This window comes from Streptomyces echinatus (assembly GCF_014203595.1).
GTDB classification, from domain to species: domain Bacteria; phylum Actinomycetota; class Actinomycetes; order Streptomycetales; family Streptomycetaceae; genus Streptomyces; species Streptomyces echinatus.
The window spans coordinates 576919-603398 of record NZ_JACHJK010000003.1 but is presented as its reverse complement, the minus strand read 5'-3'; the positions used below and the strand labels follow the sequence as shown (position 1 = coordinate 603398).

25 protein-coding genes and 1 pseudogene are annotated in these 26480 nt (G+C 70.7%); 13 read left to right on the top strand and 13 right to left on the bottom strand.

What is annotated here, in order from left to right; translation table 11 throughout:
• Window positions 1-353: 353 nt before the first annotated feature.
• From FHS34_RS11410 to FHS34_RS11395, 4 genes are all read right to left on the bottom strand, one after another.
• Window positions 354-1244: a S41 family peptidase gene (locus FHS34_RS11410; RefSeq protein ID WP_184963833.1), complete on the bottom strand. Its 891-nt coding sequence runs from the start codon at window positions 1242-1244 to the stop codon at window positions 354-356.
• 68 nt (window positions 1245-1312) lie between these two features.
• Window positions 1313-1876, bottom strand: coding sequence for a GNAT family N-acetyltransferase (locus tag FHS34_RS11405; protein ID WP_184963831.1), 564 nt, complete (start codon window positions 1874-1876; stop codon window positions 1313-1315).
• A gap of 99 nt (window positions 1877-1975) precedes the next feature.
• Window positions 1976-2218 carry a hypothetical protein gene (locus tag FHS34_RS11400; protein ID WP_184963829.1) on the bottom strand — a complete coding sequence of 81 codons (243 nt, stop codon included), beginning with the start codon at window positions 2216-2218 and terminating at the stop codon, window positions 1976-1978.
• Window positions 2219-2463: 245 nt separating this feature from the next.
• Complete coding sequence (locus tag FHS34_RS11395; protein WP_184963827.1) at window positions 2464-3108, bottom strand: dihydrofolate reductase family protein; 645 nt, start codon at window positions 3106-3108, stop codon at window positions 2464-2466.
• Window positions 3109-3369: 261 nt separating this feature from the next.
• Here FHS34_RS11395 and FHS34_RS11390 point away from each other — a divergent pair, with 261 nt between their 5' ends.
• From FHS34_RS11390 to FHS34_RS11375, 4 genes are all read left to right on the top strand, one after another.
• Window positions 3370-3894 (top strand): PadR family transcriptional regulator, encoded by a 525-nt coding sequence (locus FHS34_RS11390; RefSeq protein WP_184963825.1) that lies wholly within the window; start codon window positions 3370-3372, stop codon window positions 3892-3894.
• Window positions 3891-4583, top strand: coding sequence for an ABC transporter ATP-binding protein (locus FHS34_RS11385; RefSeq protein WP_184963823.1), 693 nt, complete (start codon window positions 3891-3893; stop codon window positions 4581-4583). Before FHS34_RS11390 ends, FHS34_RS11385 begins: the two co-directional genes overlap by 4 nt.
• Complete coding sequence (locus FHS34_RS11380; RefSeq protein WP_184963821.1) at window positions 4580-6928, top strand: ABC transporter permease; 2349 nt, start codon at window positions 4580-4582, stop codon at window positions 6926-6928. Before FHS34_RS11385 ends, FHS34_RS11380 begins: the two co-directional genes overlap by 4 nt.
• Before the next feature lie 229 nt (window positions 6929-7157).
• Entirely contained in the window at window positions 7158-7754 is a 597-nt protein-coding gene (locus FHS34_RS11375) for an HD domain-containing protein (RefSeq protein ID WP_184963819.1), read from the top strand.
• Window positions 7755-7890: 136 nt separating this feature from the next.
• Here the strand turns inward: FHS34_RS11375 and FHS34_RS11370 are convergent, their stop codons facing one another.
• Entirely contained in the window at window positions 7891-8850 is a 960-nt protein-coding gene (locus FHS34_RS11370; protein WP_184963817.1) for an N-acetylmuramoyl-L-alanine amidase, read from the bottom strand.
• Window positions 8851-9694: 844 nt separating this feature from the next.
• Between FHS34_RS11370 and FHS34_RS11365 the strand changes: the two genes are divergently transcribed.
• Window positions 9695-10279, top strand: a complete 585-nt coding sequence (locus FHS34_RS11365) for a hypothetical protein (RefSeq protein ID WP_184963815.1) — start codon at window positions 9695-9697, stop codon at window positions 10277-10279.
• A 73-nt stretch (window positions 10280-10352) separates the two neighbouring features.
• Here FHS34_RS11365 and FHS34_RS11360 read toward each other — a convergent pair whose 3' ends face one another.
• Window positions 10353-11297, bottom strand: a complete 945-nt coding sequence (locus FHS34_RS11360; RefSeq protein ID WP_184964296.1) for a beta-ketoacyl-ACP synthase III — start codon at window positions 11295-11297, stop codon at window positions 10353-10355.
• 104 nt (window positions 11298-11401) lie between these two features.
• Here FHS34_RS11360 and FHS34_RS11355 point away from each other — a divergent pair, with 104 nt between their 5' ends.
• Together FHS34_RS11355 and FHS34_RS11350 are read left to right on the top strand one after the other, a co-directional pair.
• Window positions 11402-12016 (top strand): TetR/AcrR family transcriptional regulator, encoded by a 615-nt coding sequence (locus tag FHS34_RS11355; protein ID WP_184963813.1) that lies wholly within the window; start codon window positions 11402-11404, stop codon window positions 12014-12016.
• 117 nt (window positions 12017-12133) lie between these two features.
• The gene (locus FHS34_RS11350) at window positions 12134-12490 is read left to right on the top strand and encodes a hypothetical protein (protein ID WP_225817344.1); all 357 of its coding nucleotides are present in this window, start codon (window positions 12134-12136) and stop codon (window positions 12488-12490) included.
• Window positions 12491-12520: 30 nt separating this feature from the next.
• Here the strand turns inward: FHS34_RS11350 and FHS34_RS11345 are convergent, their stop codons facing one another.
• The 3 genes from FHS34_RS11345 to FHS34_RS11335 all read right to left on the bottom strand — a co-directional run bounded on the left by FHS34_RS11345 (window position 12521) and on the right by FHS34_RS11335 (window position 14417).
• Complete coding sequence (locus FHS34_RS11345; protein WP_372478551.1) at window positions 12521-12772, bottom strand: hypothetical protein; 252 nt, start codon at window positions 12770-12772, stop codon at window positions 12521-12523.
• A 164-nt stretch (window positions 12773-12936) separates the two neighbouring features.
• The gene (gene snpA / locus FHS34_RS11340; RefSeq protein WP_184963811.1) at window positions 12937-13629 is read right to left on the bottom strand and encodes a snapalysin; all 693 of its coding nucleotides are present in this window, start codon (window positions 13627-13629) and stop codon (window positions 12937-12939) included.
• A gap of 416 nt (window positions 13630-14045) precedes the next feature.
• A complete protein-coding gene (locus FHS34_RS11335; protein ID WP_184963809.1) occupies window positions 14046-14417 on the bottom strand; it encodes an ArsR/SmtB family transcription factor in 372 nt (123 codons plus the stop codon).
• A gap of 152 nt (window positions 14418-14569) precedes the next feature.
• On the opposite strand from FHS34_RS11335, the gene FHS34_RS11330 reads away from it, so the two are divergent.
• Window positions 14570-15100, top strand: a complete 531-nt coding sequence (locus FHS34_RS11330) for a tetratricopeptide repeat protein (protein WP_225817343.1) — start codon at window positions 14570-14572, stop codon at window positions 15098-15100.
• A 165-nt stretch (window positions 15101-15265) separates the two neighbouring features.
• Here FHS34_RS11330 and FHS34_RS11325 read toward each other — a convergent pair whose 3' ends face one another.
• Window positions 15266-17068 carry a pectate lyase-like domain-containing protein gene (locus FHS34_RS11325; protein WP_184963804.1) on the bottom strand — a complete coding sequence of 601 codons (1803 nt, stop codon included), beginning with the start codon at window positions 17066-17068 and terminating at the stop codon, window positions 15266-15268.
• Between the two features lie 296 nt (window positions 17069-17364).
• Between FHS34_RS11325 and FHS34_RS11320 the strand changes: the two genes are divergently transcribed.
• From FHS34_RS11320 to FHS34_RS11310, 3 genes are all read left to right on the top strand, one after another.
• Window positions 17365-18438 (top strand): DUF1996 domain-containing protein, encoded by a 1074-nt coding sequence (locus FHS34_RS11320; RefSeq protein ID WP_184963802.1) that lies wholly within the window; start codon window positions 17365-17367, stop codon window positions 18436-18438.
• 44 nt (window positions 18439-18482) lie between these two features.
• The gene (locus tag FHS34_RS11315) at window positions 18483-20240 is read left to right on the top strand and encodes a discoidin domain-containing protein (RefSeq protein WP_184963800.1); all 1758 of its coding nucleotides are present in this window, start codon (window positions 18483-18485) and stop codon (window positions 20238-20240) included.
• Window positions 20241-20413: 173 nt separating this feature from the next.
• Window positions 20414-21454 carry a LacI family DNA-binding transcriptional regulator gene (locus tag FHS34_RS11310; RefSeq protein WP_184963799.1) on the top strand — a complete coding sequence of 347 codons (1041 nt, stop codon included), beginning with the start codon at window positions 20414-20416 and terminating at the stop codon, window positions 21452-21454.
• 27 nt (window positions 21455-21481) lie between these two features.
• On the opposite strand, the gene FHS34_RS11305 is transcribed toward FHS34_RS11310, so the two are convergent.
• From FHS34_RS11305 to FHS34_RS11295, 3 genes are all read right to left on the bottom strand, one after another.
• Complete coding sequence (locus FHS34_RS11305; RefSeq protein ID WP_184963797.1) at window positions 21482-21853, bottom strand: peptidase inhibitor family I36 protein; 372 nt, start codon at window positions 21851-21853, stop codon at window positions 21482-21484.
• Between the two features lie 174 nt (window positions 21854-22027).
• Window positions 22028-22768, bottom strand: a complete 741-nt coding sequence (locus FHS34_RS11300) for a class I SAM-dependent methyltransferase (protein ID WP_184963795.1) — start codon at window positions 22766-22768, stop codon at window positions 22028-22030.
• Window positions 22769-23301: 533 nt separating this feature from the next.
• Window positions 23302-24171: an alpha/beta hydrolase family protein gene (locus FHS34_RS11295; protein ID WP_184963793.1), complete on the bottom strand. Its 870-nt coding sequence runs from the start codon at window positions 24169-24171 to the stop codon at window positions 23302-23304.
• A 347-nt stretch (window positions 24172-24518) separates the two neighbouring features.
• Here FHS34_RS11295 and FHS34_RS11290 point away from each other — a divergent pair, with 347 nt between their 5' ends.
• Both FHS34_RS11290 and FHS34_RS11285 read left to right on the top strand, forming a co-directional pair.
• Window positions 24519-25748 carry an RCC1-like domain-containing protein gene (locus FHS34_RS11290; RefSeq protein WP_184963791.1) on the top strand — a complete coding sequence of 410 codons (1230 nt, stop codon included), beginning with the start codon at window positions 24519-24521 and terminating at the stop codon, window positions 25746-25748.
• A 30-nt stretch (window positions 25749-25778) separates the two neighbouring features.
• Window positions 25779-26453 (top strand): annotated as a pseudogene (locus FHS34_RS11285) (SDR family oxidoreductase); the annotation flags it as partial.
• Window positions 26454-26480 lie beyond the last annotated feature (27 nt).

Genomic DNA, 26480 nt, shown 5'->3' with positions numbered 1-26480 from the left:
ACAAGGAGCCGCTGACCAGCCGTCATGCTCCACCGACGTTGCAATGCCGACGTTGCAGTGCCGACAGCTGTATGCCGGCACCCGTTGCGCACGATGTCGGCGCACAGGCCGTCGCCGTGAGCCTGCGCCCGGCGCTGCGATGACCCGGATCACCACCGACGCGGCCGGCCTTCAGATCCGCCTCACGGCCCCCGGCGGCGCGCCTACGATCCTGAGCCGGGCCGCCTTCGGTCGTGTCATCCAAGCCGCGACCCCCTGGGGCAGCATCCTGCCCCAGGGACGGACCACCGGAGGACAGCTGGCGTGGTTCGTCCGGCCTCACCGCCGCATAGCCGCAAAGCGTCGAACGCTGCTCAGCCGATCAGCGTGCGCAGGTGCTCCAGCGCCGCTTTCAGCGCGTCGCCGGCCTCGACGGCCAGGTCGGGCTCGACACCGACGCCTTCCCAGTTGGTGCCGGTGACCGGGTTGATCGAGCGGGCGGCGGGAACGGCCACGGTGACGTGCGGGGCGACGGGAATACGGTCCGTGGGGTGGGCGCCACCGCGGGTGGTCTGGCCGATCAGGGTGGCGCGCCCCAGCACCTTCAGGTTGTACGCCAGCTCCTCTCCGCCGGAGAAGGTGAGGTCGCTGGTCAGCACGGTGACCGGGCGGTCCAGGTAGCGCGGTGCGGCGAGGTGCCCGAGGGTCCAGTACTGGCGGGTCGAGTCAGTGGCCCGCTGGTAGATGTCGTTCAGGTGTACCCCGTCGTCAGCGAAGAAGTAGCTGCACCACAACTGCACGCCTTCCGGTGAACCGCCCCGGCACTGCCGCAGGTCGATGACCAGTGCCTCGGTGGGAGCGAGGAGTTGCATGGCGGCAGCGATCGCGGGACCACCCAGATCGGCAGGGGCGACCATGCGCAGGTCGAGGTAGCCGATGTTGTCGTCGAGCTGCTCCACTCGCCGGATGCCGTAGTTGCTCTCCCTGGCGTACCGCGCGAACCGAGCGTGAGCGACGGCCTCCGGCTCCTCGTTCATCGACTGTGGTTCCTCGGTCCACAACAGCCGCAGATGTCTGTCCGGACAGACCTTCTGGAGGTCGTCCGTGACTCGCTCGCACAACTCCCGCACGTCCAGATCCCGATATGCGCCTTCGTCCAGCCGACGCCGGATCGCCGCGTCGATGGCGGCCGTCTTTTCGGGGAACACATAACCGGCGGTGATCTGGGCCAGCGCGGCTTCGAGTATCTCGTGTTGAGTCGTCATGTGCGCGATGGTAGGCCCGGGTTGAACGCGCACCCAACGGGGCCCTCGGTCGCCCGTTGCCGCAGAGGCTACTGCTGCTCCCACTGCTGCTTGGTGATCTCGTACCGCACGCCTCCGAACTCGGAGCCTTCGATCATCTCCATGTCCGGGGGAGTGGGAATGGTGTCCGCGAGCGTCATTCCGAGCTTCTCCATGATGTTGCGCGAACCGAGGTTCACGGACATCGTCTCAGCCCAGACCATGCGCACACCGAGTCCTGTGAAGGCCTTGACCAGCAGGGCCCGGGAGCCCTCGGTGGCATAGCCCTTGCCCCAAGCCGCCTGCCGGAGCCGGTAGCCGAGTTCGACCTCGTCCAGCGGGCCGTCCGGCTCGGGACGCAGGATGAACCAGCCGATGAACGCGCCGCCCTCCTTCTCGTGCGCGGCGAACAGTCCGAGGTCACCGCCCCACTTCTCGTAGCCGGCGAGTATGTTCGGCAGTTGACGCTCGCGGACGATCTCCGGCGCGGTCGGACTGCCGCCGGTCAGGTACCGCATCACCGCCGGGTCGCTGTCCAGCTCGATCAGCAGGTCCGCGTCGTCAGCGGTGAAGCGGCGAAGGGTCAGACGCTCGGTCTGCAGGTAGATGTCCACGCGTCGATCATGCCTGCACCAGGCTGGTGCAGCCCAACTTTTTTTCTCGGCTACGGCCGAATCGCGGTCGGCAAGGTCAGGCCCCCCAGGCTGGGGCTGCTACCTCCATGTCTTCGTGGTCTCGTCCCAGTGCAGGAGTCGTCCACGGACCTCGTCGGCGGTCGGGTCGAGGTCGATCACGGCGAGGCGAGCCTCTTCGGAGAGGTCCTCGGGGAGTTCCAGTCTCGTCCAGACGCGCGAGTTCGGTACCTCCACGCCCAGGTGCCTGAGCCAGCCGGCCCACCGGAAGAGCGTGATGCGGCCGAGGGCGCGACCGACGGACTCGCCCGTGTGCCCCAGCATGGACGTTTGGGAGGGCTACGGTCCGAGTATGAGCACGGCTGGAAGAGTCGGGGCAGCACCTCTCCCAGCCGCTACGGGGGCGTGACTCGATGGCCCGCCGTCCGTGCGGGCGGCGGGCCATCGAGGCGGGACTGTAGGCGTCAGAATTCGCCTTCAACCCTTGATCAGGGTGCATCGGCTGAAGGGCTGGTCCTCGGCGAGTGCCTGACCAGGCTTTTTCAGCCGACCCAGAGTGGGTCCGTGCGTCACCGTCGCCAGAACAAGTGGTGCGTCACGCCGCTCGGGCTGGGCACGGCCTCCAGATGGAACCGGTCCAGCAGCTCGTCGGGGGACTCCCAGAGTCGTAGTCCAGATCCGAGCTTTATCGGCGAGACCGCCACGTGCATGGTGTCGACGAGGTCGGCGTCGAGGAACTGCCGGACGGTGCTGACCCCGCCGCCGAGTCGGACGTCCTTGCCCTGCGCCGCTTCCCTCGCCTGTTCGAGGACCGTCGCCGGGTCGCCGTCGACGAAGTGGAACGTGGTGTCGGAGAGCGTGAACGACGGACGCGTGTGGTGGGTCATGACGAACACCGGTGTGCGGAACGGGGGCTCCTCTCCCCACCAGCCGCGCCACTCATGGTCCTGCCAGGGCCCGCGCTGGGGGCCGAATTTGTTGCGGCCCATGATCTCGGCACCGATGTTGCGTGCGAAGTCCCGCGTGAAGTAGTCGTCGAGGCCCCGGCTCCCTCCTGGGTCGGTGCGCATGGGCCAGCTCGCCGTGGCTCCGGCCCAGGCGAACAGCCTCTCGGGATGCTCGAGGCCGAACGGAGTCTCGAAACTCTGGTGCTCGCCGGCACCGATTCCGTCGCTCGAGACGTTGAAGTTCATGACTTTCAGCAGTTGATCCACGTGGTTCCTCGTCACGTTGTCGCGTCACCGTGCGGCGAGCCGCCGCACATCATGACGTCGAACGGGACGCGGCCGATTCGACAACGGCCCACAACTTTTTTCCAAGACGCGTCAGGAAGCTGCTGCCCCCGGCGTCCGTCTGTTTTCCGAACCGTGACGATCGGCACTCCCGGCTCCCTCACCCGCACAGCCCTCCCTCCCGCCACGTCCTAAACGCAGTGTGTATACACAGAGGGTATACACGGTGTGTAGAGTGCTCGCATGTCCATCGGTCACACCCTCCTAGGGCTCCTGGAGTCCGGCCCGCGCCACGGCTACGACCTGAAGCGGGCCTTCGACGAGAAGTTCGGTCACGACCGGCCGCTGCACTACGGCCAGGTCTACTCGACGATGTCCCGGCTGCTGAAGCACGGGCTCGTCGAGGTCGACGGGATCGAGGCGGGCGGGGGTCCCGAGCGCAAACGCTACGCGATCACCGACGCCGGCATCACCGACGTACAGCGGTGGCTGGCGACGCCGGAGAAGCCGGAGGAATACCTCCAGTCGACCCTCTACACCAAGGTCGTCCTCGCCCTGCTCACCCGGCGCGACGCCGCCGAGATCCTCGACACCCAGCGGGCCGAGCACCTGCGCAGCATGCGGATCCTGACCGACCGCAAGCGCAAGGGCGACCTGGCGGACCAGCTGATCTGCGACCACGCCCTGTTCCACCTTGAAGCCGACCTGCGCTGGCTGGAGCTGACCGCCGCGCGACTCGACAAACTCAGTGAGGCTGTGACCCGATGACGACTTCTCACCCCGGTTCCCTGCTCACCGCGCACGACCTGCGCAAGGCGTACGGCCCGACCCACGCGCTGGACGGCGCCGAGTTCTCCATCCACTCGGGCGAGGTCGTCGCCATCATGGGCCCCTCCGGCTCCGGCAAGTCGACGCTCCTGCACTGTCTCGCGGGCATCGTGCCGCCCGACTCCGGGTCGATCACCTACGACGGGCGTGAACTGACGAAGATGAGCGATGCCCAGCGCAGCGCGCTGCGCCGCTCCGAGTTCGGGTTCGTGTTCCAGTTCGGCCAGCTGGTGCCCGAGCTGACCTGTGTGGAGAACGTGGCCCTGCCGCTGCGGCTGAACGGCGCCTCCCGCAAGGACGCCGAGCGGACCGCGCTCGGCTGGATGGAGCGCCTGGAGGTGGACGACCTCAAGGCCAAGCGGCCCGGCGAGGTCTCCGGCGGCCAGGGTCAGCGCGTCGCCGTAGCCCGCGCGCTGGTCACCGGGCCGCGCCTGCTGTTCGCCGACGAGCCCACCGGCGCGCTGGACTCCCTCAACGGCGAACGCGTGATGGAACTGCTGACCGACGCGGCCCGCTCCACCAACGCCGCCGTCGTCCTCGTCACCCACGAGGCACGCGTGGCCGCCTACTCCGACCGCGAGATCGTCGTCCGCGACGGCAAGTCCCGCGACGTGGAGCGCGCCATATGAACACCAGGCAGTGGGCCAGGGACCTGGCCGTGGGGGCCCGCTTCGCCGTCACCGGCGGACGCGAGGGCTGGGTCCGGATGACGCTCACCGCCGTCGGCGTCGGCCTCGGGGTGGCACTGCTCCTGCTGTGCACCGCCCTGCCCAACGTGTTCGCCGCCCGCCACAAGGTGGAGGACGCCCGGTACGACTACACGTACTCCGACAAGGTCCCGCCGAAGGCCGACGACACCTTCCTGATCGCCGCCACCGACACCGTCTGGCACGACGTCGACGTCCGCGGCCGGCTCGTCGAGCCCGAGGGCAAGCGGGCACCGCTGCCCCCGGGGGTCGACAGCTTCCCGGGCAAGGGCGAGATGGTGGTCTCACCCGCGCTCAAGGAGCTGCTCGCCTCGGACGGCGCCAAGCTGCTGCGGGAGCGGCTGCCCTACAAGATCACCGGCACGATCGGCGAGAGCGGACTCATCGGCTCCCACGAACTGGCCTACTACGCGGGCGCCTCGGGGCTGAAACTCACGGACTCCTCCCCGGTGCACCGGCTGACCGGGTACGGCAAGCCGGACGCGACACCCGAGAAGACCGACCCGGTGCTGCTGCTCATGGTCCTGGTCGTGTTCGTGGTGCTGCTGACCCCGGTCGCCGTGTTCATCGCCGCTGCCGTCCGCTTCGGCGGCGAGCGCCGCGACCGCCGGCTGGCCGCGCTGCGCCTGGTCGGCTCGGACAGCCACATGACCCGGCGGATCGCGGCGGGCGAGGCACTCGCCGGAGCCCTGCTCGGCCTGGTCATCGGCAGCGGCTTCTTCCTCCTCGGCCGTCAGACGCTGGGCTCCACCGAGTTGCTGGGCGTGAGCGTCTGGCCCAGCTACCTCGATCCCTCCCCGGGGCTCGCCGCGCTGGTCGCGGTGGCGATCCCGATCGCCGCCGTACTCGTCACGCTGCTCGCGATGCGCGGCGTCGTGGTGGAACCGCTCGGCGTCGTGCGCGCGGCCAAGCAGCGACGCCGCCGGCTGTGGTGGCGGCTCCTGCCACCGCTGGCCGGCCTCACGATGCTCTACCCGATGATCGGCAAGGGCCACGAGAACGGCGACTTCAACCAGTACCTCGTCATCGGCGGCGTGCTGCTGCTGCTGATCGGCATCACCGCGCTGCTCCCCTGGGTGGTGGAGGCGGTCGTCGTCCGCCTCGGCAAGGGCGCGCTGTCCTGGCAGCTCGCGGTACGGCGGCTGCAGCTGAGCAGCGGAACGGCCGCCCGCATGGTCAACGGCATCGCCGTCGCCGTGGCCGGAGCCATCGCCCTGCAGATGCTGTTCACGGGAACGCAGAGCCAGTACACCAAGGCCACCGGCAAGGACCCCGGCCGGGTCCAGATGCAGGTCGACTTCAGCGACCGCAAGCCGCTGTCCGGTGTCGAGCGCGAATTCACCGGCACCAAGGGGGTACGAGCCGCGGTCGCCCTGGCCATCTCGGAGTACGGAGACGCGCGGCGCAACCCGGAGAACAGCAACGGCCTGACCGTGGGTGGCTGCACCGCCCTCCGCGAACTCGCCACGCTGCCCTCCTGCAAGGACGGCGACGTGTTCGTCACGCGAACCAGGAGCCACTACACCTCCTCCAGCAATGCCGACGAGATCGCCGTGCTCAAGCCCGGCCGGAAGCTCTACATCGACCCGTCGTACGACGACGCCACCGAACGCGGCATCGAGGCGCCGTGGACCGTGCCGGCGAACGTGCGGGTGGTGGACGCGCGCGAGGACTCACTGCAGGACGCCAACAGTCTGCTGGTCACCCCCGCCGCCCTGCCCGCCAAGGCCGTGCCCGCGTTGTTCTCGGACGGCGTCTACCTGCGTCTGGACCCCTCGGTGCCGGACTCAAGGGAGCACATACGCAACGTCGTTGCCCGGATCGACCCTCTGGCACGCGCCTACAGCTGGTCGGCGACCGAGGAGGATGTGAAGTACACCTCCATCCGCACCGGCCTGCTCGTCGGTTCCGCCTTCGTGCTGGCACTGATCGGTGCGAGTCTGCTGGTCTCCCAGCTGGAGCAGCTGCGCGAGCGCAGGAAGCTGCTCTCCGCTCTGGTCGCCTTCGGTACCCGGCGCCGCACGCTGAGCCTGTCGGTGCTGTGGCAGACGGCCCTCCCGGTCGGACTCGGCCTCGTGCTGGCCACGACGGTGGGTATCACCCTCGGCTCGGTGCTGCTGAAGATGACCCGTACACCGGTGGCCATGGACTGGGCGAGCGTCCTGACCATGACCGGGGTGGGCGCGGCCGTGGTCGGCGTGGTCACGCTGCTCAGCCTGCCGCCGCTGCTGCGGATGATGCGCCCGGAAGGCCTGCGCACGGAATAACCCCATCACACAACCCCGCGGTGGGCTCCTCCTGCCAGGAGGAGCCCACCCTCGCACACAGAAAAGCCCGGTCGGTATCACCACCGTCACCGTCAGGGCAATCTCAGCGCACAGCACCAGGCAATGGCCGTGTGGCCGTAGCCCCGTAGTGGTTGACCTGCCGGGAGCTCCCGTCTTCAGGAGCAGTGGAGACCGCCGCCGTCCGAACAGCCCTTGCTACGCTCCGGGCGTGTCCCTTCCCAGTGTTGAAGAAATCCGCGCCCTGCATGAGAAGTACGCGCCGACGCAAGAGGCGCTCGATCTCGTCTTCACCCATTGTGAGATCGTCTGGACCATCGCCGAGCAGCTCATCGCTCGTTCGTCTTTGCAGGTAGATCCAGCGCAGGTGAGAGCGGGCTGCCTCCTTCATGACATCGGGGTCTACTCCCTCTACGACGTTGACGGACGCATCGACCACGGAAACTACATCCGTCACGGCATCCTCGGTCATGAGATCCTCAGCAATGAGAAATACCCCGAACATCTCTGCCGCTTCTGCTCCTGCCATACCGGCGTAGGTCTCACGAAGCATGACATCATCTCGCAAGGCCTTCCGCTGCCCCCGTGCGATTATCTTGCCGAGACCGCGGAGGAGAGGCTGGTCATGTATGCCGATAAATTCCACAGCAAGACCACACCGCCAAAATTCTTGTCCGCGCCCGCCTACGCCCAGTTCGTCCGGCGATTTGGTGATGAGAAAGCCGAAGCATTCAACACCCTGCGCGCAGAATTTGGCGAACCGAACTTGACGGCACTGGCCGCGCATTACGGTCACGCGATGGAGTAGTAGCTCCGGGCATCGAGCGGAAGGCGCGCCCAGGCCGCGACCCCCACACCGGTGCGGCATGCCGGCACGTGGAAGGAGGCGGACTTGGCCAATGAGATCAACCTGCGCACCTCCCTGACAGCCCTCGCGCGGGTGGCTATCGGTTCAGGAAGTCCGCGATGCCCTCGAAGAGCCCCTGCGCCGCCTTCTGCCGCCAGGCGCCGTAGGTCAGCAGCGCCGAGTCCTTGCTGTCACGCATGTTGCCGCACTCGATGAACACCTTCGGGACCGTGGACAAGTTGAGGCCGCCGAGATCCGTGCGCGTCACGAGCCCGGTGCCCTCGCCGACGTAGTTGGACGCGGGCTGGCGGGTCTCGCGCAGGAAGAAGTCGGCGACGCGGGCGCCGAGGTCGTGGGACGGGCCGACGATCGGGCGGGTGTCGGCGGCTCCGGCGTGCACCGTTCCCGGGAGGATCACGTGGAAGCCGCGGTCGCCCTCGGCCGAGTCGTCGGCGTGGATGGAGATGGCGGCATCGGCGTGTGCCTCGTTGCCGATCTGCGCCCGCTCGGTCACGCACGGCCCCCAAGGGGGTGCGTCCCCGTCGCGGGTCAGTTTCACCGTGGCACCTTGCTGCTCCAGCAGGGTGCCCAGCCGGTGCGCCACGTCGAGGGTGAAGTCGGCCTCGGTGTAACCGGCTTTCGTGGACGTCCCTGTGGTGTCGCACTCCTTCCAGTTCGTTCCGATGTCCACCTGACGATTGATCTCGGTCGGGTGCTGGAAGTTGCCCGGGTTGTGTCCGGGGTCGATGACGATCACCTTCCCCGCGAGCGGGCCGGACCCCGCCGTCGCGGCCGCCTTGGCGTCGTCGCCGGGCGAGGCGAAGGGCGGCGCCGACGCGGACCGCGCCGGCCAGGAGGCCGCTGCGGACGTCCGCGACACCGCCGAGGCGGGGACGCTCGCGCGTGGCGAGCCGCCCGAACCACCTCCGCCCACCGCTTCGTACACCATCCAGCCGAGCAGCGCGCCGGGCACCAGCGCGGCGAGTGCCATGAGCAGCGGGCCGCGCCGGGCGGAACGCCGCTCGGGGGATTCGAACTCCGGGTCCAGATACGACACGCCGCCACCGTAAGGTCCGGGCTCCGTCGCGGACGGCGGCCTTGCCGCACGGACCGCGGCCGATCAGCCGAACGGCGTCGCCGAGTACCGCCACGTGGTCCGAGGACGGCACCTACACCGACCCGCTGGCCGAGGCGCGCGGTCACGAGGCGACCGCCGGAAGGAGGCATCACTTTCATGCCTCGCAGTCACGCCGATGTGACGGGCCGACCGGAGGATCCGGTATGCCCGCGCGGCGAGATCCTGGACGGCGTCCGCCCGGGCGGGTGCCCCATCGGACGGACTGGGACGGGTGCCCCGCCGGACGACCTCGGGCGGCGCCCCGCCAAACGGGCTCAACCGGGGCCGTCAGTGTGCGTCGTCCGGCGGCCCGAGAGCGAACTCGGCGAGGGCGGCCGGGTCCGTCGCCTGACGAACCAGGACGGCGGCACCATCGCGACCACACCGTCGGCACCTACTCCTACGCCACCGAACAGCCCCCGTTCCCCGTCACCGGACACCTGTCCACCCTCACCGTGCACGAGGTGGGACCGCACCACGCGGGCCGGGGCAGCCTCCATGTACCCGGCCCCGGACCGCCGGACCGCCGGACCGCCGGACCGCCGGACCGCCGGACCGCCGGACCGCCGGCTCGCGGTCCTTCGGTACGACTTATCACCGTTTCGGGTGGTGCGGTGCCCGGGGTGGAGCGTGGCTGTGGGACGTTGATCTTGCCTCGGCCCGACCGACCACCCAGGGACTCCCGCCATGCGATGCACCAGTACCCAGCACCGGTCAGCCCGGGCGGCGGACCTCGGCGCGGCCCGGGCCACCGGGACGGGCGACGGACGTGGGTGACGCCCCGATGCCGTCCCGTCCTGCCCGTCCGCTGCGGCCGGTACCCGCGGTGCTCGTCGCACTCTGTCTGCTGGGCTGGGTGTCCGGGTGTGCCGGCCGAACCGACCGGACCGGCCGGATCGAGCTGTCCGCGGACGACACCATCAAGGCCGCGCAGCTCTACCTCACCGACCGGTGCCTCGAACGCCAGGGACTGACACCGCCGCGCCCCGGCGGGCGACAGCGCGGCGAGGCCGAGCAGCGCCGGGTCGGCGAGGCGCTCTTCGGCGCCGGCCCCGCCGAGCTGTCGGTCTCGCTGCCCACCGGGTACCGGGTACGCGCGCACACGGACGGCTGCCTCGCCGCCGCCCAGCGCACCCTCTACGGCGATCAGCGGGCCTGGTTCCGTGTCTCGACGATCGTCGGCAACCTCGAACCCGAAGCCACCTACCGCGGGGTCGAGCTGGCTTCCGTGCGCCGCATGCACCGCGTCGAACTCGCGGACTGGAGGCGCATGCGCTCCCGGGCGTTCGAACGGGCCCGGGTCCTGCTGAACCGCTCGCTGAACCACCGTGCGGCCCGTCCTCCGAGCGGGGCGAAGACGCTGCGGTGACGAGGCGCCGCCCCTGGACCCCGTCGCCGCGCGGGGGCCGGGGCGGCCGTACCCCTGACCCGCCGGTACCGCGTCAGGGGCAGGTGATGACCTGGCCGGCCCAGGACAGTCCGCCGCCGAAGGCGAGGAGCAGGACCGGGGCGCCGGTGCGGAGTTCACCGCGTTCGGTGAGCTTGGACAGGGCGAGCGGTACGGACGCGGCGGACGTGTTGCCCGACTCGACGACGTCGTGGGCGATCACCGCGCTCTCGGCGAGACCGAGTTGCCGTACGACGGCGTCGATGATGCGCAGGTTCGCCTGGTGGGTGACCACACCGGCCAGTTCGGCCGGTTCCAGGCCGGCCCGTGCGCAGGCTTCCCGGGCGATCGCGGGGAGTTCGCCGGTGGCCCAGCGGAAGACCGTCTGGCCCTCCTGGGCGAACCGCGGGTGCCAGTCGTCGACGAGGCGGACGGCATCGCCGCGGGTGGGGTCCGAGCCCCAGCAGACCGGGCCGATCCCGGCGTCGGCGGAGGCGCTGAGCACGGCGGCGCCCGCTCCGTCGCCGAGCAGGACGCAGCTGCGGCGGTCGGTCCAGTCGGTGACGTCGGACATCTTCTCGGCGCCGATGACCAGGGCGTGCCGGGCGGCACCCGCCCGGATCGAGTGGTCCGCGCAGGCGAGCGCGGTGCAGAAGCCGGCGCATCCGTTGTTGAGGTCGAAGGCCACGGGGGAGGGCAGGCCGAGGCGCTCGGCGACTTGGGCGGCGATCGAGGGGCAGCGGTCGACGGCCGTGCAGGTCGCCACGGTGATCAGTCCGATGTCGGCGGGCTCCAGCCCCGACGCGGCCAGCGCCTTGCCCGCGGCGGCCGCCGCCATGTCGGTGACGGACTCGTCGGGGGCGGCGATGCGGCGGGTGGCGATCCCGGTCCGGCGCCGGATCCACTCGTCGCTGGTGTCGACCATGGTGGCCAGGTCGTCATTGGTGAGGACACGTGTCGGCTGGTGGTGGCCCAGGGCGGTGATACGGCTTCCCGGCATGGCGGAACGCACAGCTGCTCTCCTCGGCTCGGCATCAGGTGCCCCGGAATATAGCAACCGATCGGTCGGAAGCTAAATGGTGGGCCACTCGCTACGATGAGGGCATGAGCCCTCGTAACTCCGCAGCCGAAGCCCGCAGAACGCGGGAGCGCATCGTCGAGCGCGGCATCGCCCTCGCGTCGAGCGACGGCCTCGAAGGGCTCACCATCGGGCGCCTGGCCGCCGACCTCGGGATGAGCAAGGCGGGGGTCCTCGGGCACTTCGGCACCAAGGAGACACTCCAGCTGGCGACGCTGGACGGAGCCGCCGCGGCGTTCTCCCGGCTGGTGTGGGAGCCCGCTGCGGACAGGGAGCCGGGCCTGCCCCGCCTGCGGGCCGTCTGCGACGCCTGGATCGCCTACCTGGACACCGCGCGCGACGTCTTCCCCGGCGGATGCTTCTTCACCACGGCTTCCGTCGAGTTCGACGCCCGCGGCGGCCCCGTCCGCGAATCCGTGGCCCGGATGTACCGGGCCTGGCGGCGCCGCCTTGCCGCCGAGGTGCGTACGGCCGTGGCGGCGGGCGACCTGCCGGCGGGCAGCGACCCGGAGCAGACGGTGTTCGAGCTGATCGGCCTGTTCATGGCGCTGAACCAGGAGATCCAGCTCTTCGCGGCCCCGGACGCCGTCGACCGTGCCCGGCGGGCTCTCGACCGCCTGCTCGGTCCACACCGGGCATGAAAGCGCGCACCGGAACGGAGTTGTCCGAAATCCCATGGGGACTGAGGGGTATCGGGCGAAGGCCTGGCCAGGCACGGAGTCTCTGAGACTCCTCAAATTCCTTGGCCGCAAGGGATCATGACGACCATAGTGATCCGCATGAAGGCAATCGCGGGACTGGCCGGGAAGCACGACGCCGTACTGCTCATCCGGGATGCGGATCTGGTCACGTCGGCTCTTCGTCAGGCGCTGGCCGACACCACGCCGGAGGAACGCCCGGGCCTCGAACGTGCCCTCGCCCTTGTCGAGTCCACGGCCGCCGCCACCGAGACCCAGGTGCGGGCGAGCTGGGTGCGGTCCCAGCTGTCCGCCGTCGGCTTCACCGGCGACATCGCCTCGATCGCGGCACTGAAGGCGCTGCGCCGGGCGGAGCCGCGGCTGAGCCTGATAGCGGCCGTTCAGCTGCAGAAGGACGCGGTGGCGCATCCGGAGTGAACCGACGGGCCTGACAACGCCCGCCGAACGTCACGTACTCGGGGGCTCGTCCATCGGGAAGTCACCGACCGGATCGTAGGCCGGCAGCTCCGTGTGTCCCTCGGACCAGTGGTTGACCCACCCGCAGTTCCCGCACGCGTAGCGGCCGTTCACCCCGGAGATCTCCGTACCGCAGCGCCCGCAGCCCGTTGTCGTGATCTCCTGGCCCTTCAGGAACGCCGCCGCGCAGGCCGCGGTCCCCGCGTCCGTCGCCGGCGGGGTCTGCTCTCGTGTGCCCGTCACGACGCCGAGCCTATCGGCGGCGGGGCCGCCGAGGTACCCCGGGCCGGTTCCGGCGCCGTGCCGTCCTGCCCGGAGGTGGTACGGACCGCGGATCGGCGCGCCGCGGTCCGTACCGTGGTGACGGGCCGGCCGTGGGGGAGCTCAGCCTGTCGTGCCCACCGGCGTCAGCCCGCCTTGCTCACCTGCGCGAGCGCCTTGGCCAGGCCGTTGACCCACAGCTGGTTGACCCGGGCGCGCTCGGTGGCGTTCGGGTACCGGTTGGTGCAGGACGTGCCGGGCCCGCCACCGGACATCAGTTCGCTGCACGGTCCGCTGTAGTGGTCGGGCAGGCCCAGCACGTGTCCGGTCTCGTGGGCGGCGACCCGGACGGAGTCGTACTGCTGGTTCTGCGCGTAGTCCAGGAAGATGTAGCCGCGGCCGTGCCCGTTGGTGGAGGCGTAGGACCCGCGCGAGTCGTTGCCCTCGTAGTAGGCGAAGTCACCCGTGCCCGAGGTCGCCTGGAGCTTTACGTTCGACACGGAGCTGTTCCATATCGAGGCCGAGCTCGATATCTGGGAGCGGAAGCTGGGGGCCGAGGAGGCGTTGTAGTAGACGGTCACCACCTTCAGGGAGGGATGGGCGGCCTGCCGCTCGGCGACCGACTTCAGCACGGCGTCGTAGAACGCCTTGTTGCCGGAGCTCTCGGACGAGCCTGTGTAAGCGGCCGCGGTGCTGGTGTGGGTGGGGGCCGCGGTGGGGTTCTGGGCGGTCGCGGGGCTCGCGGTGCCCAGTGCGGCGGTGGCCAGACCGAGACCGAGCGCGAGGGCCGGAAGTCTTCTGGAGTACCGCGACCCGGTGTTGCTGCGGAACGACGCCATGGGGGTGGCTCCTTCTCGTCCTGTGGGGTTGAACGATCGGTTGCCAGTGAGTCTCGGGCAGGCCAACGGGTCAGCGGATGATGGCATTCGGGGATAGCGCGGAACTATCGGCGGCCAACCGGCCTGCTCCGCGAGGAGCTTGCCGCCTCGACGGCCGGAGGCGGCTTGCGTGGCCGTCTGATTGTGCGGAAATGGGCTGGCGTGCCGCGGATCCCTCAGGGCACGGAACGACCGCGTGGAGTGTCAGCGGCTCGTCGCGCAGTGCGGCGGCGGCGCGGAGCCGCGGTTCCGTCCCGGAGGCGGAAGGAGGAGTGCCGACGCGGAGACGGCGGGCAGGCGCGTGCGGAACTCCGGGGTGACGGCGAGACTTTCCTCGGTGCCTCTCGTCCGAACCCCGCCGTTCCTCGTCGCGCGGGTCAGCTGTCGGAGCGGGCCCGGACGCCGGCGGACGGGGAAGGCGACCCCTTTTCCAGCGCTTCGTCGTCGACGACCCCCGTCAGGATCGCGTCCAGGAGTCCCGGGTAGCGCGCGTCGAGGTCGTCGCGCCGCAGGGAGAGCAGGTTCTCCCTGCCGGACGGGTGCTGCCAGATGACGCCGCTCTCGCGCAGGACGCGCCAGTGATGTGTCATGGTCGACTTGGCGGTGATCCCCAGGATTCCCAGTACGCTGCCGCAGTTGTGCTCCCCGCCCGCGTCGAGCACACGGATGACGGAGAGTCGTACGGGGCTGCCCAGCGCGGACAGGACGCTCTCGATCCGGATCTGGTCGCGGTCCGGGTGGCGGCTCATATTTCCACGGTACCGCGACATTCATACTTTCCCTCCCCGGTCGCCCGACCGGCTCTCGCGTCCCGTGGACGCCGACGCCGACGCCGACGCCGACGCCGACGCCGACGCCGACGCCGACGCCGTGCCGTGCGCGGCCGGTTCGGGCCGGTGCGGTGGCCGGGCGTCGTGGCAGTGCCAAAAGGATCGCCTGCGCGGAGACAGGGCGTCTCGATGAGGCGACCGCGCTGCTGGACCACGTCGTGGCCGGCTACGAGCGGACCCTGGGCCCGGACCATCCCGAAACCCTGATGGCCCGCGCCGACCAAGCCTTCGCCTACGAGAGGACAGGGCGCGCCGAGGAAGCGACCGCCCTGCTGGAAGGCGCCGTCGCCGGGCGGACGGTGGGTCCTGACCACCCCGGCACGATGGATGTGTGCTTCGCCCTGGCCGGGATCTACGGGAGGACGGGCCGCCGCGCGGAAGCGATCGCCCTGTTGGAGCGGGTCGCCGACGCCGCCGAGCGGACGCGGGGCCTCGACGACCCTGACACGTTCGCGACTCGCGTCTTCCTGGCCGTCCAGTACGGGAAGGCATGGCGCTTGGGCAAGTTGAGCACCGTCCTGACGCGGATGACTCTCGGCGCCGCCCGAGCCCGGGTGGGCAAGCGGCGGGCACGGATGCATGGGCGCAGGTCACGAGGATGACGACCGCTCAGAGACCTCCGCAATGCTGTCGTCGCTCCGGGACATTGACGGGCACCCCTCCGCCGAGTAGCCACGGTGCCGGGTGCCCCGAACCGCCGGGCCGCCGGGCCGCTGACGGGGGGCAAGGGCTCGGCCCGGCTGCCCGGGGCCGAGCCCGACCGCCTGTCAGGGGTACGCCGGTACCGTGGAGGGCGTCGTGGACGTCCCCGAGGTCGGCGATCCCGTCTCGTTGATCACGTGTTCGTACTGGCCGTTGCCGCCGAGCGAGACGACCAGCAGGCCGTGGAACCTCACACCCGGCCGGTTGGGCGCGGCGAAGCCGTGGTGCTGGACGATGGACGGGGCGACGTTGTAGTAGCAGTAGCTGCCCAGCCCCCACCCCTCGTGGGCGGTGACGTCGTCCCCGACCTTGTAGGCGGCGTAGCCCTTGACCGAGCCGTTCTGGATCGCGGCCTGGTTCGGGGCGTCGTACGCCTTCTCGTTCTGGAAGAAGATCGTGCGGCCCCGCTGGCCGTTCCACTGCACGTCGTACTTGTTGAAGTGCTCCACGAACAGGCCGGTGCACAGGACGTCGTCGCCGTTGACCACGAGTCCGTGGTCGGCGCGGTTGGTCTCCCAGCCGACGCCCGTGCCGTGGTCGGCGCGCCAGATCCAGGTGTGGTCGACGATGGTGTGCCGGCTGTTGATCACCATGCTGGTGGTGGCCTTGCCGGCGCCCGCGCCGCCGATCCGGACGAAGACGTCCTGCACGGTCGTCGGGTTGGCCGAGTGGTCCGCCGACGCGCCCGCCGGACCGATCTCCAGCAGCGTCGCGGAGTTGACAGGGCCGGCGTCGACGAGGAAGCCGGCGAGCCGTACCCCGTCGACATCGGCGACCTTCAGTACCGTGCTGCCGTTGTCGGGCACGAGGGTCGCGTAACCGAGGCCCAGTACGACGGTGTTGGCGCGGTTGACCTGTATGGGCCGGTCCACGTGGTAGATGCCCGGCGTCAGTAGCAGGTGAAGTCCCTGTGCCAGCGCCTGGTTGAGGGTGGCCGCGCTGACGCCCGGCCTGGCGACGTAGAACTGCGACAGTGGCAGGGACGTGCCCCGCGGTGTGCCGCCGCCCCAGGTGACCCCGCGGGCGTTGGTCCGCTTCTCCGGCAGGAAGACACGGAACTCGCCGCCGTTGAGGTACAGGAACGGCTTCTCGCGGGAGACGGGCGTGGTGTCGAGGGTGGTGTAGGGAGGGTTGGGGAAGCTCTGCGCGGGGGCTCCCTGAACGCCGGAGAACACCATGTTCCACACGCCGTTGAGCCAGCTGCCGACGGAGCTGTCCCGGGTGTACCACTGCTGCTGCGAGTAGGGGCCGACCTGGCCGTCGATCCGGCAGTCCGCGAGATAGCCGCCGCTGGCCCAACCGTAGCCGGACGGCGCGAGGTTGAGCCCGCCGCGCACGTGCATCCGGCGGAACGGGGCCGCCTGTGCCACCGCCCACCGGTTGGTTCCGTTGACCGGGACGAGGGCGAGGTTCTCCGCGGAACGCCAGAAGTTCTGGGTGGCGTTGCCGTTGAACCAGCCGGCGTCGACCGTGACGTCCCCGTTGATCGTGGTGTCGTCGGGGGACAGCCCGAGGCCCGCGATAGAGGTGTAGAAGCCGATCTGGGCGTTCAGTCCGTGGTAGGTGCCGGGTTTGAACAGCAGGGCGTAGCGGCCGGTGCCGAACTGCGCCGACTCCTGCTGATGGAAGACCTGGTCCAGTGCGGCCTGGATACCGGGCGTGGACGGGTCGAACACGAGGACGTTCGGGCCGAGGTCGCCGCCGCCGGGCAGGGCGCGGGGGGACCTGCGCGCGGCCCCGGCCGCGCGGGCGGGCGCGGCCGCACCGGCCAGCACGGGCACCGCGGCGGCCGCCGCACCGAGAACGGTCCGGCGGCCGACGGACGGCGAAGAGGAGGACTCTGGGGAGGTGGGGGAGGCGGGGGGCATGCGCGGCTCTCCTTGTTCAGTAAATGAACGAAGTGGGGTGAGGGAGCGCTCTCTTGACGTTGGATGCTTCATTGGCGTGAACGACGCGTCAAGAGTTGCGACCGAATTCCCGCGCCCCGACGCCTGATTGGCCGTCATTTCGTCTGCCGCGCCTTCGAGAAGTGAGCGAAGGTCGTCCCCTGATTGTTTGTCGGTTTCCCTTGACACCCTCCCGTCGCCGCCCCAACACTCCAGCGGTGGAGAGCGCTCTCCCAACTCCGTACGACTTCTCCTTCCCCTCCCGTCGAGGAGCCCCCATGTCACGGAGATCCAAGTTCCTCTCAGGCGCGCTGATCACCTCCGCCCTGGTGCTCGCCTCGTTCGGTGTCACCTCGGTCGCCGCCTCGTCCACGCCCGGCGCCACGGTGCCGGCCGCGCACCCCGGCCACACCATGGCCCTGTCGACGGCCGCCTCACCCGAGGACCCCGACGGCGACGGCTACATCCCCGCCAACCCGCCCGTCACCGGCGTCACCCCGTCCACACAGAACCCGCCGCACCGCTACTTCCACGAGTTCCAGGCCAACTGCGCGGTCAGCCACACCAAGCCCGACGACCCGATCGTCTATCCACAGCAGCCCGGCAAGTCCCACGACCACACGTTCATGGGCAACACCACCACCTACGCCGGGAGCACGACCGCCTCACTGAGTGCCGGCACCACCACCTGCAAGGCCCCCGGAGACCTGTCCGGCTACTGGATGCCCACCCTGTACAACGGGGACAAGCCGATCCTGCCCCTCGGCCCGCAGGTCATCTATTACAAGACCGGCGTCACCGACTACACCGGCGTCCGGCCCTTCCCCAAGGGCCTGCGGTTCGTCGTCGGCAGCCCGATGCAGAGCGCCGACGAGTTCCGCCACCACCCCGGCTTCGTCGAGGGCTGGGAGTGCGGTGACAGCTACTTCAACACCGAGTTCCCGGCGACCTGCCCGAACCGCGCCGACGTCCAGCTCAACATCCGCTTCCAGGCCCCCAGTTGCTGGGACGGCAAGTACCTGGACACCCCCGACCACAAGAGCCACATGGCCTACCCCGTCGTCAAACCCGGCACCAACGACAACGTCTGCCCCACCGACCACCCCGTCGCGCTGCCGATGATCGAGTTCAAGATGGCGTTCCCCGTCAACGGCGACCTGTCACGGGTACGGCTGGCCAGCGGCACCGGTCACAGCTTCCACTACGACTTCTTCAACGCCTGGGACGACCGCACGCTCCAGGCCCTGGTCGACCACTGCATCGTCGGCGGACTGCAGTGCGACGCCCGCGGCTACGACGAGACCCACCCCGAGGCGGGCGCCGCCCTGAACTCCGACTACCGCCTGCCCTGACGGCCCCCACCACACCCCCACTCCCCACGGAGATCCGGACCACCATGACCCCACCACCACCCCGCACCCGCGCGCGCCGCCTCTCCGCGCCCCTCGCCGCCGGCGTCCTCACCCTCGGCGCCCTCACCGCCCTGCCGGCCGCCCGGGCCCACGCGGCCGGCGGCGTCGTCAAGGTCACCGGCACCCAGGGCGACTGGCAGCTCACCGTGGACGGAAAGCCGTACCAGATCAAGGGCCTGACCTGGGGCCCGTCCACAGCCGACGCCGACAGGTACCTGCCCGACCTGAAGTCCATGGGCGTCAACACCATCCGGACCTGGGGCACCGACGCCACCAGCAAACCGCTGTTCGACTCCGCCGCCGCGCACGGAATCAAGGTCATCGCGGGATTCTGGCTCCAGCCCGGCGGCGGTCCCGGCAGCGGCGGCTGCGTCAACTACGTGACGGACACCGCCTACAGGAACCAGGTGCTCGACGAGTTCCCCCGGTGGGTCCAGACCTACAAGGACAACCCCGGCGTGCTGATGTGGGACGTCGGCAACGAGTCGGTCCTCGGACTGCAGAACTGCTACGGCGGCACCGAGCTGGAACGCCAGCGCGACGCCTACACCACCCTCGTCAACGACATCACGAAGAGGGTCCACGCCGTCGACCCCGGCCACCCGGTCACCTCCACGGACGCCTGGGTCGGCGCCTGGCCCTACTTCAAGAAGAACGCCCCCGACCTCGACCTGTACGCCGTCAACTCCTACAACGCCGTCTGCGACATCAAGTCCGCCTGGCAGCAGGGTGGTTACAGCAAGCCGTACATCGTCACCGAGACGGGGCCGGCGGGCGAGTGGGAGGTACCCGACGACGCCAACGGCGTGCCACTGGAGCCGAGCGACGCGGCCAAGGCCGACGGCTACACCCGCGCCTGGGGCTGCGTCACCGCCCACAAGGGCGTCGCGCTGGGCGCCACGATGTTCCACTACGGCACCGAGTACGACTTCGGCGGCATCTGGTTCAACCTGCTGCCCGCCGGCCAGAGACGACTCTCGTACTACGCGGTCAAGCGCGCCTACGGCGGGGACACCTCGCACGACAACACACCGCCCGTCGTCTCCGGCCTGACCGTCGAGGGCGACCCGGGCACCGTCCAGGCGGGCCAGGACCTGGTCCTCGCGGTCAGGGCCACCGACCCCGACGGGGACCCCCTCGCCCACGAGGTCCTCGACAACAGCATGTACATCGACCAGAGCAAGAACCTCGGCCCGCTGCCGTTCACCGACCTCGGCGGCGGCCGGCTGAAGATCACGGCACCGGACCGGCCGGGCGTGTGGAAGGTCTACGTCAAGGTGACCGACGGCCATGGAAACGTCGGCGTGGAGACCCGCTCCGTCAGGGTCGTTCCGCCCGTGGTGAACGGCACCGACATAGCTCTCGGCAAGCCCGCCACCGCCTCCTCCTACCAGCCGGGCTACGGCGACTGCCCGTGCCCCGCCGCCAACGCCGTCGACGGGAACCGGAACACGCGCTGGGCCAGTGACTGGAGCGACCCCCAGTGGATCCAGGTCGACCTCGGCACCCGCACCACCTTCCGCCACGTCCAGCTGCTGTGGGAGGCGTCCTACGCCAAGGCGTACACCGTGCAGACCTCCGACGACGGCCGGACCTGGCAGACCGTGCGCACCGTGACGGACGGAAACGGCGGCGTCGACGACTACGACGTCACCGGGACCGGCCGGTACGTCCGGATCAACGGCACCGCCCGCGGCACGGGCTGGGGCTACTCGCTGTACGAGTTCGGCGTCTACAACTGACGACCGTCGACGCATGCGGGGGTGGGGATGACCGACGAGGACGACCTCGGCCGGCCGCTCGGCGGGCGAACTGCCCCTGATCCTCGACGTCCTGGTGAACGGGGAGGCCTGCAGACGCCCCGCCCGGAGAGCGCTCTGTCCGCGCGGACCACCCGGCCGTTAGGGTGCCGGGCATGAGCAGACAGGCCCCGACCCTGGAGGACGTCGCCCGGGAGGCCGGCGTCTCCCGGGCCACCGTCTCCCGGGTCGTCAACGGCGTACGCAATGTGGACCCGGCGATCCAGGAGCTGGTCCGCCAGGCCATCGAACGCACCGGCTACGCCCCCAACCGCGCCGCCCGCTCCCTCGTCACCCGGCGGGCCGAGACCGTCGCACTGGTCGTGTCCGGCGCGGGGGACGCCTCAGACGAGGCACAGGCCGCCTTCGCCGCCCGGGTGTTCGCCGACCCCTTCTTCGGGCGGGTCGTCGCCGGGATCGTCGGCTACCTCCGCCCCCGTTCCGTCCACCCCGTGCTGATGTTCGCCGAGTCGGCCGCCTCCCGCCGTGAAGTGGTGACCTACCTGCGTCAGGGACGGGCCGACGGAGCGCTGGTGGTCTCCAGCCACGCCGACGACCCGCTGCCGGCGCTCCTCGCCGAGGCCCGGCTGCCCGCGGTCCTCTTCGCCCGGCCCGCCCGCGCCGTCCCGCTCAGCTACGTCGACCTGGCCCACCGGGACGGCGGCCGGCTCGCCGCCGAGCACCTGCTCGCTCGCGGCTGCCGCAGACCGGCCACGATCTGCGGGCCGCTGGCGGTCGCCGCCGGCCAGGAGCGGCTGGCCGGCTTCCGTGACACCCTCGCGCGCCGAGGCCTTCCCTGTGTCCCGGTCGCCGAGGGCGGTTTCACCCTGGACAGCGGCCTCGCCGCCATGACCGGCCTCCTCGCCGAACACCCCGACGTGGACGGGGTGTTCGCGGCCAACGACCTCATGGCCCGCGGTGCCTGCCAGGTGCTGCGGGACCACGGCCGACGCGTACCGCAGGACGTGGCGGTCGTCGGCTTCGACGACTCCACCGTCGCCGTCGCCCGCCGGCCCCACCTGACCACCGTGCGCCAGCCGGTGGAGGACATGGCCGCCGAGATGGCCCGCCTCCTCGACGAACACATCCACGGCACCCGGACCCGGCCCACATCGGTCGTGTTCGACCCGGAGCTGGTCGTGCGGGAGTCGGCCTGACACCCGCCGTCGGCGCCGGCCGACGCGTCAGCAGCCCGTGGACCAGGTGTGGGAACCGCCTTGGTCGTTGGCGCCCCCGTCGTAGCCGACCTCCTGGCCCGGGGCCAGACAGAGGGTGACCCGGCCCAGCAGCTCGCGGCCCTCGTACACCTTGACGTGATCCTTCACCCCGGGGCCGGAGAGGCCGTGGTTCGCCCACGAGGAGTCGTGCTTGAACATGTCGCCCTCCCACCAGTGGTCGTCGCCGCTGTGCTCGATCTTCAGGCCGTCGAAGTTCACGTCCGTCCAGACGCAGAAGTATCCCGAACGGCAGTCCGCCGCCTGTGCGCCGGCCGATGTGGCGAAGACGGCACCGGCGGTGATCAGGGTCGCGGTGAGGAGGGTCGTGAGGCGCTTCATGGTCGCGGTTCTCCCGTCGAGTGGCCCGGGGGCCGGAATGATCAACTTGCCTGCTCACCTCACCACTTGGCCACCGTCCGCTGCATCCGCCATTGGAGTGATCACCAACTGCCGTTCCGGAACGCTCGCCAGGGGGCGGGGCGCGTCGTGGTGCGGCGGGGGCGTGCGGCCCGCTCAGGCGTGAGTCGTCAAGATCATGTACGGCGCCGTCCGGGTCTCCGCCGGGGTCTCCGCGGCGGTGCCGCCGGCCGGGAGCGTGGGCAGCTCGACGGTGGGGGAGGGGAAACCGGCTCCGGTCAGCAGGGACCGGTACCGGTCGAGGGAGCGGTAGTAGGTGGCGCTGGTCATCATCGTGCCGTCACGCAGGCGCAGCAGCGTGGGCACCGGGTCTCCGTCGCCGTAGACGGCCTCCGGCTCGCCGTGGCGCAAGGTGGAGAAGGCCACGCCGGTCGCCGCCGGATTGAGGTCGGCCAGGAGGTACGGGGCGCCGGGACGCAGCACACGGCGGATCTCGGCGGTGAGTCCGGCCAGCCGTTCGTCGTCGGGGTCGGTGCAGTACACCAGGCAGCACACGGCGGCGTCGACGCTGTCGTCACCGAGCCAGTCCAGGGCGCGCCCGTCGAACAGCCGGTAGGAGATGCGCGGGTGGGGCCGGTCGGAGCGGGCGATGCCCAGCATGTCGGCCGACGGATCCAGGGCCTGGACCATCCACTCCCCGATGTGCGCGAGCTGCGCCGCGACCGCGCCGGTGCCGCACCCGATGTCCAGGGCCAGCCGGCCGGGCCCCGCGCCGCCCGCCAGCCGTCGCAGCACACCGGGGAAGATCAGCTGTTCGGCCAGCCGCATGTCGCGGTCCCGGTAGGCGTCGGCCGCGGCGGAGGTGTCCCAGTCGAGGGGGTTTTCGGCGGCGGTCAAGGGCGTTGCCTCCTGCACTGAACCGGGCCCGGAGGGTGGAAGCGGGGCCATCGGCGGCAGCCTGGCACATGACGGAGGCGGGCACGGGGCGGCACCGGAGGATTCCCTCGACGGCGTACCCGGCATGAGGAGGTTGACGGGCCCTCGTACGGCGGGCGCCGCCCGCCGTGCCGAAGCCGTGACGGGCGCGGCGGCGGAGATCGGGCCGGGCCCCGGCCGTCCCGGAAGAGTTGCGGACAGGCAGGTGGGCGGGGGCGGCGTGCGGATCCGTGCCGGTCACCGGCAGGACGGAGTTTCGGGATCGGCCCGCGAGGGGACCTCCGCGAGGTGGCCGGTCACCACCGGGTTGCCGTCCGGCGTGCGCCGCGCGAGGTGGCCGGTGCGGAGGTAGCCGTCGGCGGTGAAGGAGCGTGCGTTGTGGTCGGGCGCCCGGTCGAAGCCCGACCAGGTGCGATGGCCGGGGCTCAGCCCGTCCCGGCTCGATGCGCGTGGTCGTGGTCCGTGCGAACGGAGGAAGCCGGGTGCGGGCGGAGTCAGCCCAGGTGCTGGAGGAAGAAGGCGGCCGCCTCCTCGCCCACCCGGACGCGGACGGCGGGATCGGCCGGGATCACCGCGAAGAAGTCGTCGTGGCGGACGTCGGGGCCGGCCGAGCGGCCACGCGCCGTGGGGATGTGGTCCAGGTAGGGCCTGGTGTCGAGGTCGTAGGGAGCGATCGTGTCGGCACCACCCCAGCGGATCTCCACCGGCACCCGCACGGTTGCCAGACTCTCCGGCGTCACCAACGCGCCGACACCTGGCGCCACTTGGAAGACCGCGCGTATGCGGGCGTCCGAGTGGTCCGCTCCCGCGCGGTCCAAAGCACGCCGTGACGAGTCGTCGTCCGGATGCTTCTTCCGCAGCGCCTCCAGGACATCGGGGAACTCGGGGATCTCCGGCAGGGGCACCGCCCCGGTCAGCACGGCCATCAGGGTGCGCGGGTCCAGACGCGCCCCGGCGAGCGCCACCGACGCGTAGGCACCGAGGGAGAAACCCGCCGCGCCGACCGGACCGAGGGGCTGTTCCCGGGCGAGCGTGTCGAGGACGAAGGACACATCCCGGGGGCGCTCCCAGACGTGCAGGAAGCCTTCCGGCTCGTAACCGTCGATGAAGTTGTTGCCGTGATGGTCCAGGGCCACCACCCGGAAGCCCGCCTCGCACAGCGGACGCACCAGCCAGCCCATGGCACTGCCCGAGCCGCCGGTGCCGTGCGAGACGACGACGAGCGGAGCGGGCGCGGGCGACGGGTGGCGGGGCTCCCACAGATAGACGCGGATGGGGCGCGGACGATCCGGTGCGTGCAGGTCGGCGCGGGACTCGTCGTGGAGGACCCGTATCAGCGGCTCGTCCCGCTCGGAGATCGTCATGGCGGCATCGTACGGTGAGCGCCGCGAACGGACGGGCGGCGGCCGCCCGACCGCAAGGCGATGCCGAAGTGCGTCGAGCCGAACCGTCCGCTCCCGTACGGACGAGCTCAGCTGACGCACCGCCGGCCGTTCTGGACGCGACATGTCACACGAGCGGGTGGAATGATTTTGTGCACTGGGTCGAACGGGCGAGGGACACGTGTCGTCGGCCGCCCGGTGGTTACGTTCTTTCGTGCCCGTAGTGCGGGATGCGCAGGCCCGCCCCCGGGAGGCCGGCTCCTGGTTGCCCGGGACACGCGCGACCGACGGCGCGCCGGTCCTTTCGCCGCTCGTCACGAAAGGCAGACATGACCCGATCACCTCGGCGCGCGCTCCGTCATCTGGCGCTGCTGGCCGGCGCCGCCGCCGCGCTCGCCTCCGGTCCCCCCGCCGCCGCGCCGGGTTCAGGTCCCCCCGCCGCCGTCGTCCGGGACGGCGCCCCCACCGTCATGAGCTGGGGATCCGGCCGCACCGGCCAGCTCGGCAACGGCACTCTCACCGACAGCCTCTCCCCGACCTCGGTGACCGGTCTGCCGCGGGCCCGGGTGGAGCAGATCTCGGCCGGCGGAACCGCCTCGGCCGACTCCTTCGCGCTCGCCCGCGCCGGCGGGACCGTCACGGCGTGGGGCCGCAACTCCGCCGGCCAACTGGGTACCGGCGACCACGGCAACCACACCGTGCCGGCCGCCGTGCCACGCCTGGCGAACATCAAGGACATCGCCGCCGGCGGCAGGCATGCCCTCGCCCTCGACACCGGTGGCCGGGTGTATTCCTGGGGCGACAACCGCTACGGCCAGCTCGGTGACAACCGCACCGGCGACAGCCGCACGCTGCCCGACCGGGTCGCGGGCATGCCCGGGGCCAGGCAGATCTCCGCGGGCTGCGACTTCAGCCTCGCCCTGCTGGAGAACGGTGAGGTCTACGCCTGGGGCCGGGGGAACCTGGGCCAGTTGGGCACCGGAGACCGTGCCACCAGCTCCGTGCCCCGGCAGGTCGTCGGCCTGAAGGACATCGTCAGGATCGACGCGGGCTGCCACCACGCCCTCGCGCTCACCGCCGACGGCACCGTGAAGTCCTGGGGCGACAACCTCTACGGCCAGCTCGGCGACTCCAGCATCAGGTCCTCGACGCGCCCCGTGGACGTCGACCGGCTCCGGGAGGTCACCGACATCGAGGCCGGCGCGTACCACAACTACGCCCAGACCAAGGACGGCCACGTCTGGGGCTGGGGCAACAACCAGTACGGCCAGCTCCTCGAAGAGGACGATTCCTCCGGCGCCACCGTCCTCGGCGTCAACCGGACGGCGCCCGTGGAGATCCCACGTCTTCTGGGGGCACTGGACCTCGCCGCCGGTGCCAGGCACGGAGTCGCCGTGTCGGCCGACGGTGACGTCCTGACCTGGGGTCACAACGGTGAGGGCCAGCTCGGCAACGGCACCACCGAGTCCCGCTTCCGGGACGTGAGAATCGCCCAGGAAGTCTCCGCCATCAAGAGCGCGGCCGTCTCCCTCGGCGGCAACACCAGTTACGCCTACTGAGCTCCACGAGCAGCTCCCCGCCCCGTGCGGATGCCGCCGCCGTCGTCTTGCGGCGTCCCGTACTCCGGGTCAGCGGGGACCGGGGCCGGCCCGCTGTCCCGACTGGGGGCGGGTTCCACCCTGGCTGTCACAGAGTCGGCCGCTGCCCTGTCTCTCTGGTGTGCGGCTCTGCGCACCGGGTCCGGCGGGGCGTCCGCCGGTGTCCGCCACCAAGCGAATCAGCACAACGGAGACAGTATGAAGATCGTGGTCATCGGCGGCACGGGGCTCATCGGCTCCCAGGTGGTCGCGCTGGTGCGGGCCCGCGGTCACGAGGCCGTGGCGGCATCCCCGTCCACGGGCGTCGACACCCTCACCGGGCAGGGCCTGGCAGAGGCCCTCAAGGGCGCGGACGTGGTCGTCGACGTGTCGAACTCCCCGTCCTTCGACGCCGAACCGGCCCTGGACTTCTTCACCCGATCGGCGCGGCACATGACCGAGGCCGAGAAGGAGGCGGGCGTACGGCACCCTGTCACGCTCTCCATCGCCGGCGTCGATCAGGTGCCCGGCTACGGCTACTACCGGGCCAAGGTCGCCCAGGAGGAAGCCGTCCGTGACAGTGGCGTCCCCTACAGCATCGTGCGCGCGACGCAGTTCTTCGAGTTCATCGCTCCCGTGATGGACATGTCGACCGAGGGCGGGCAGGTGCGGATGCCGTCCACGCGGCTGCGCCCCATCGCCGCCGCCGACGTC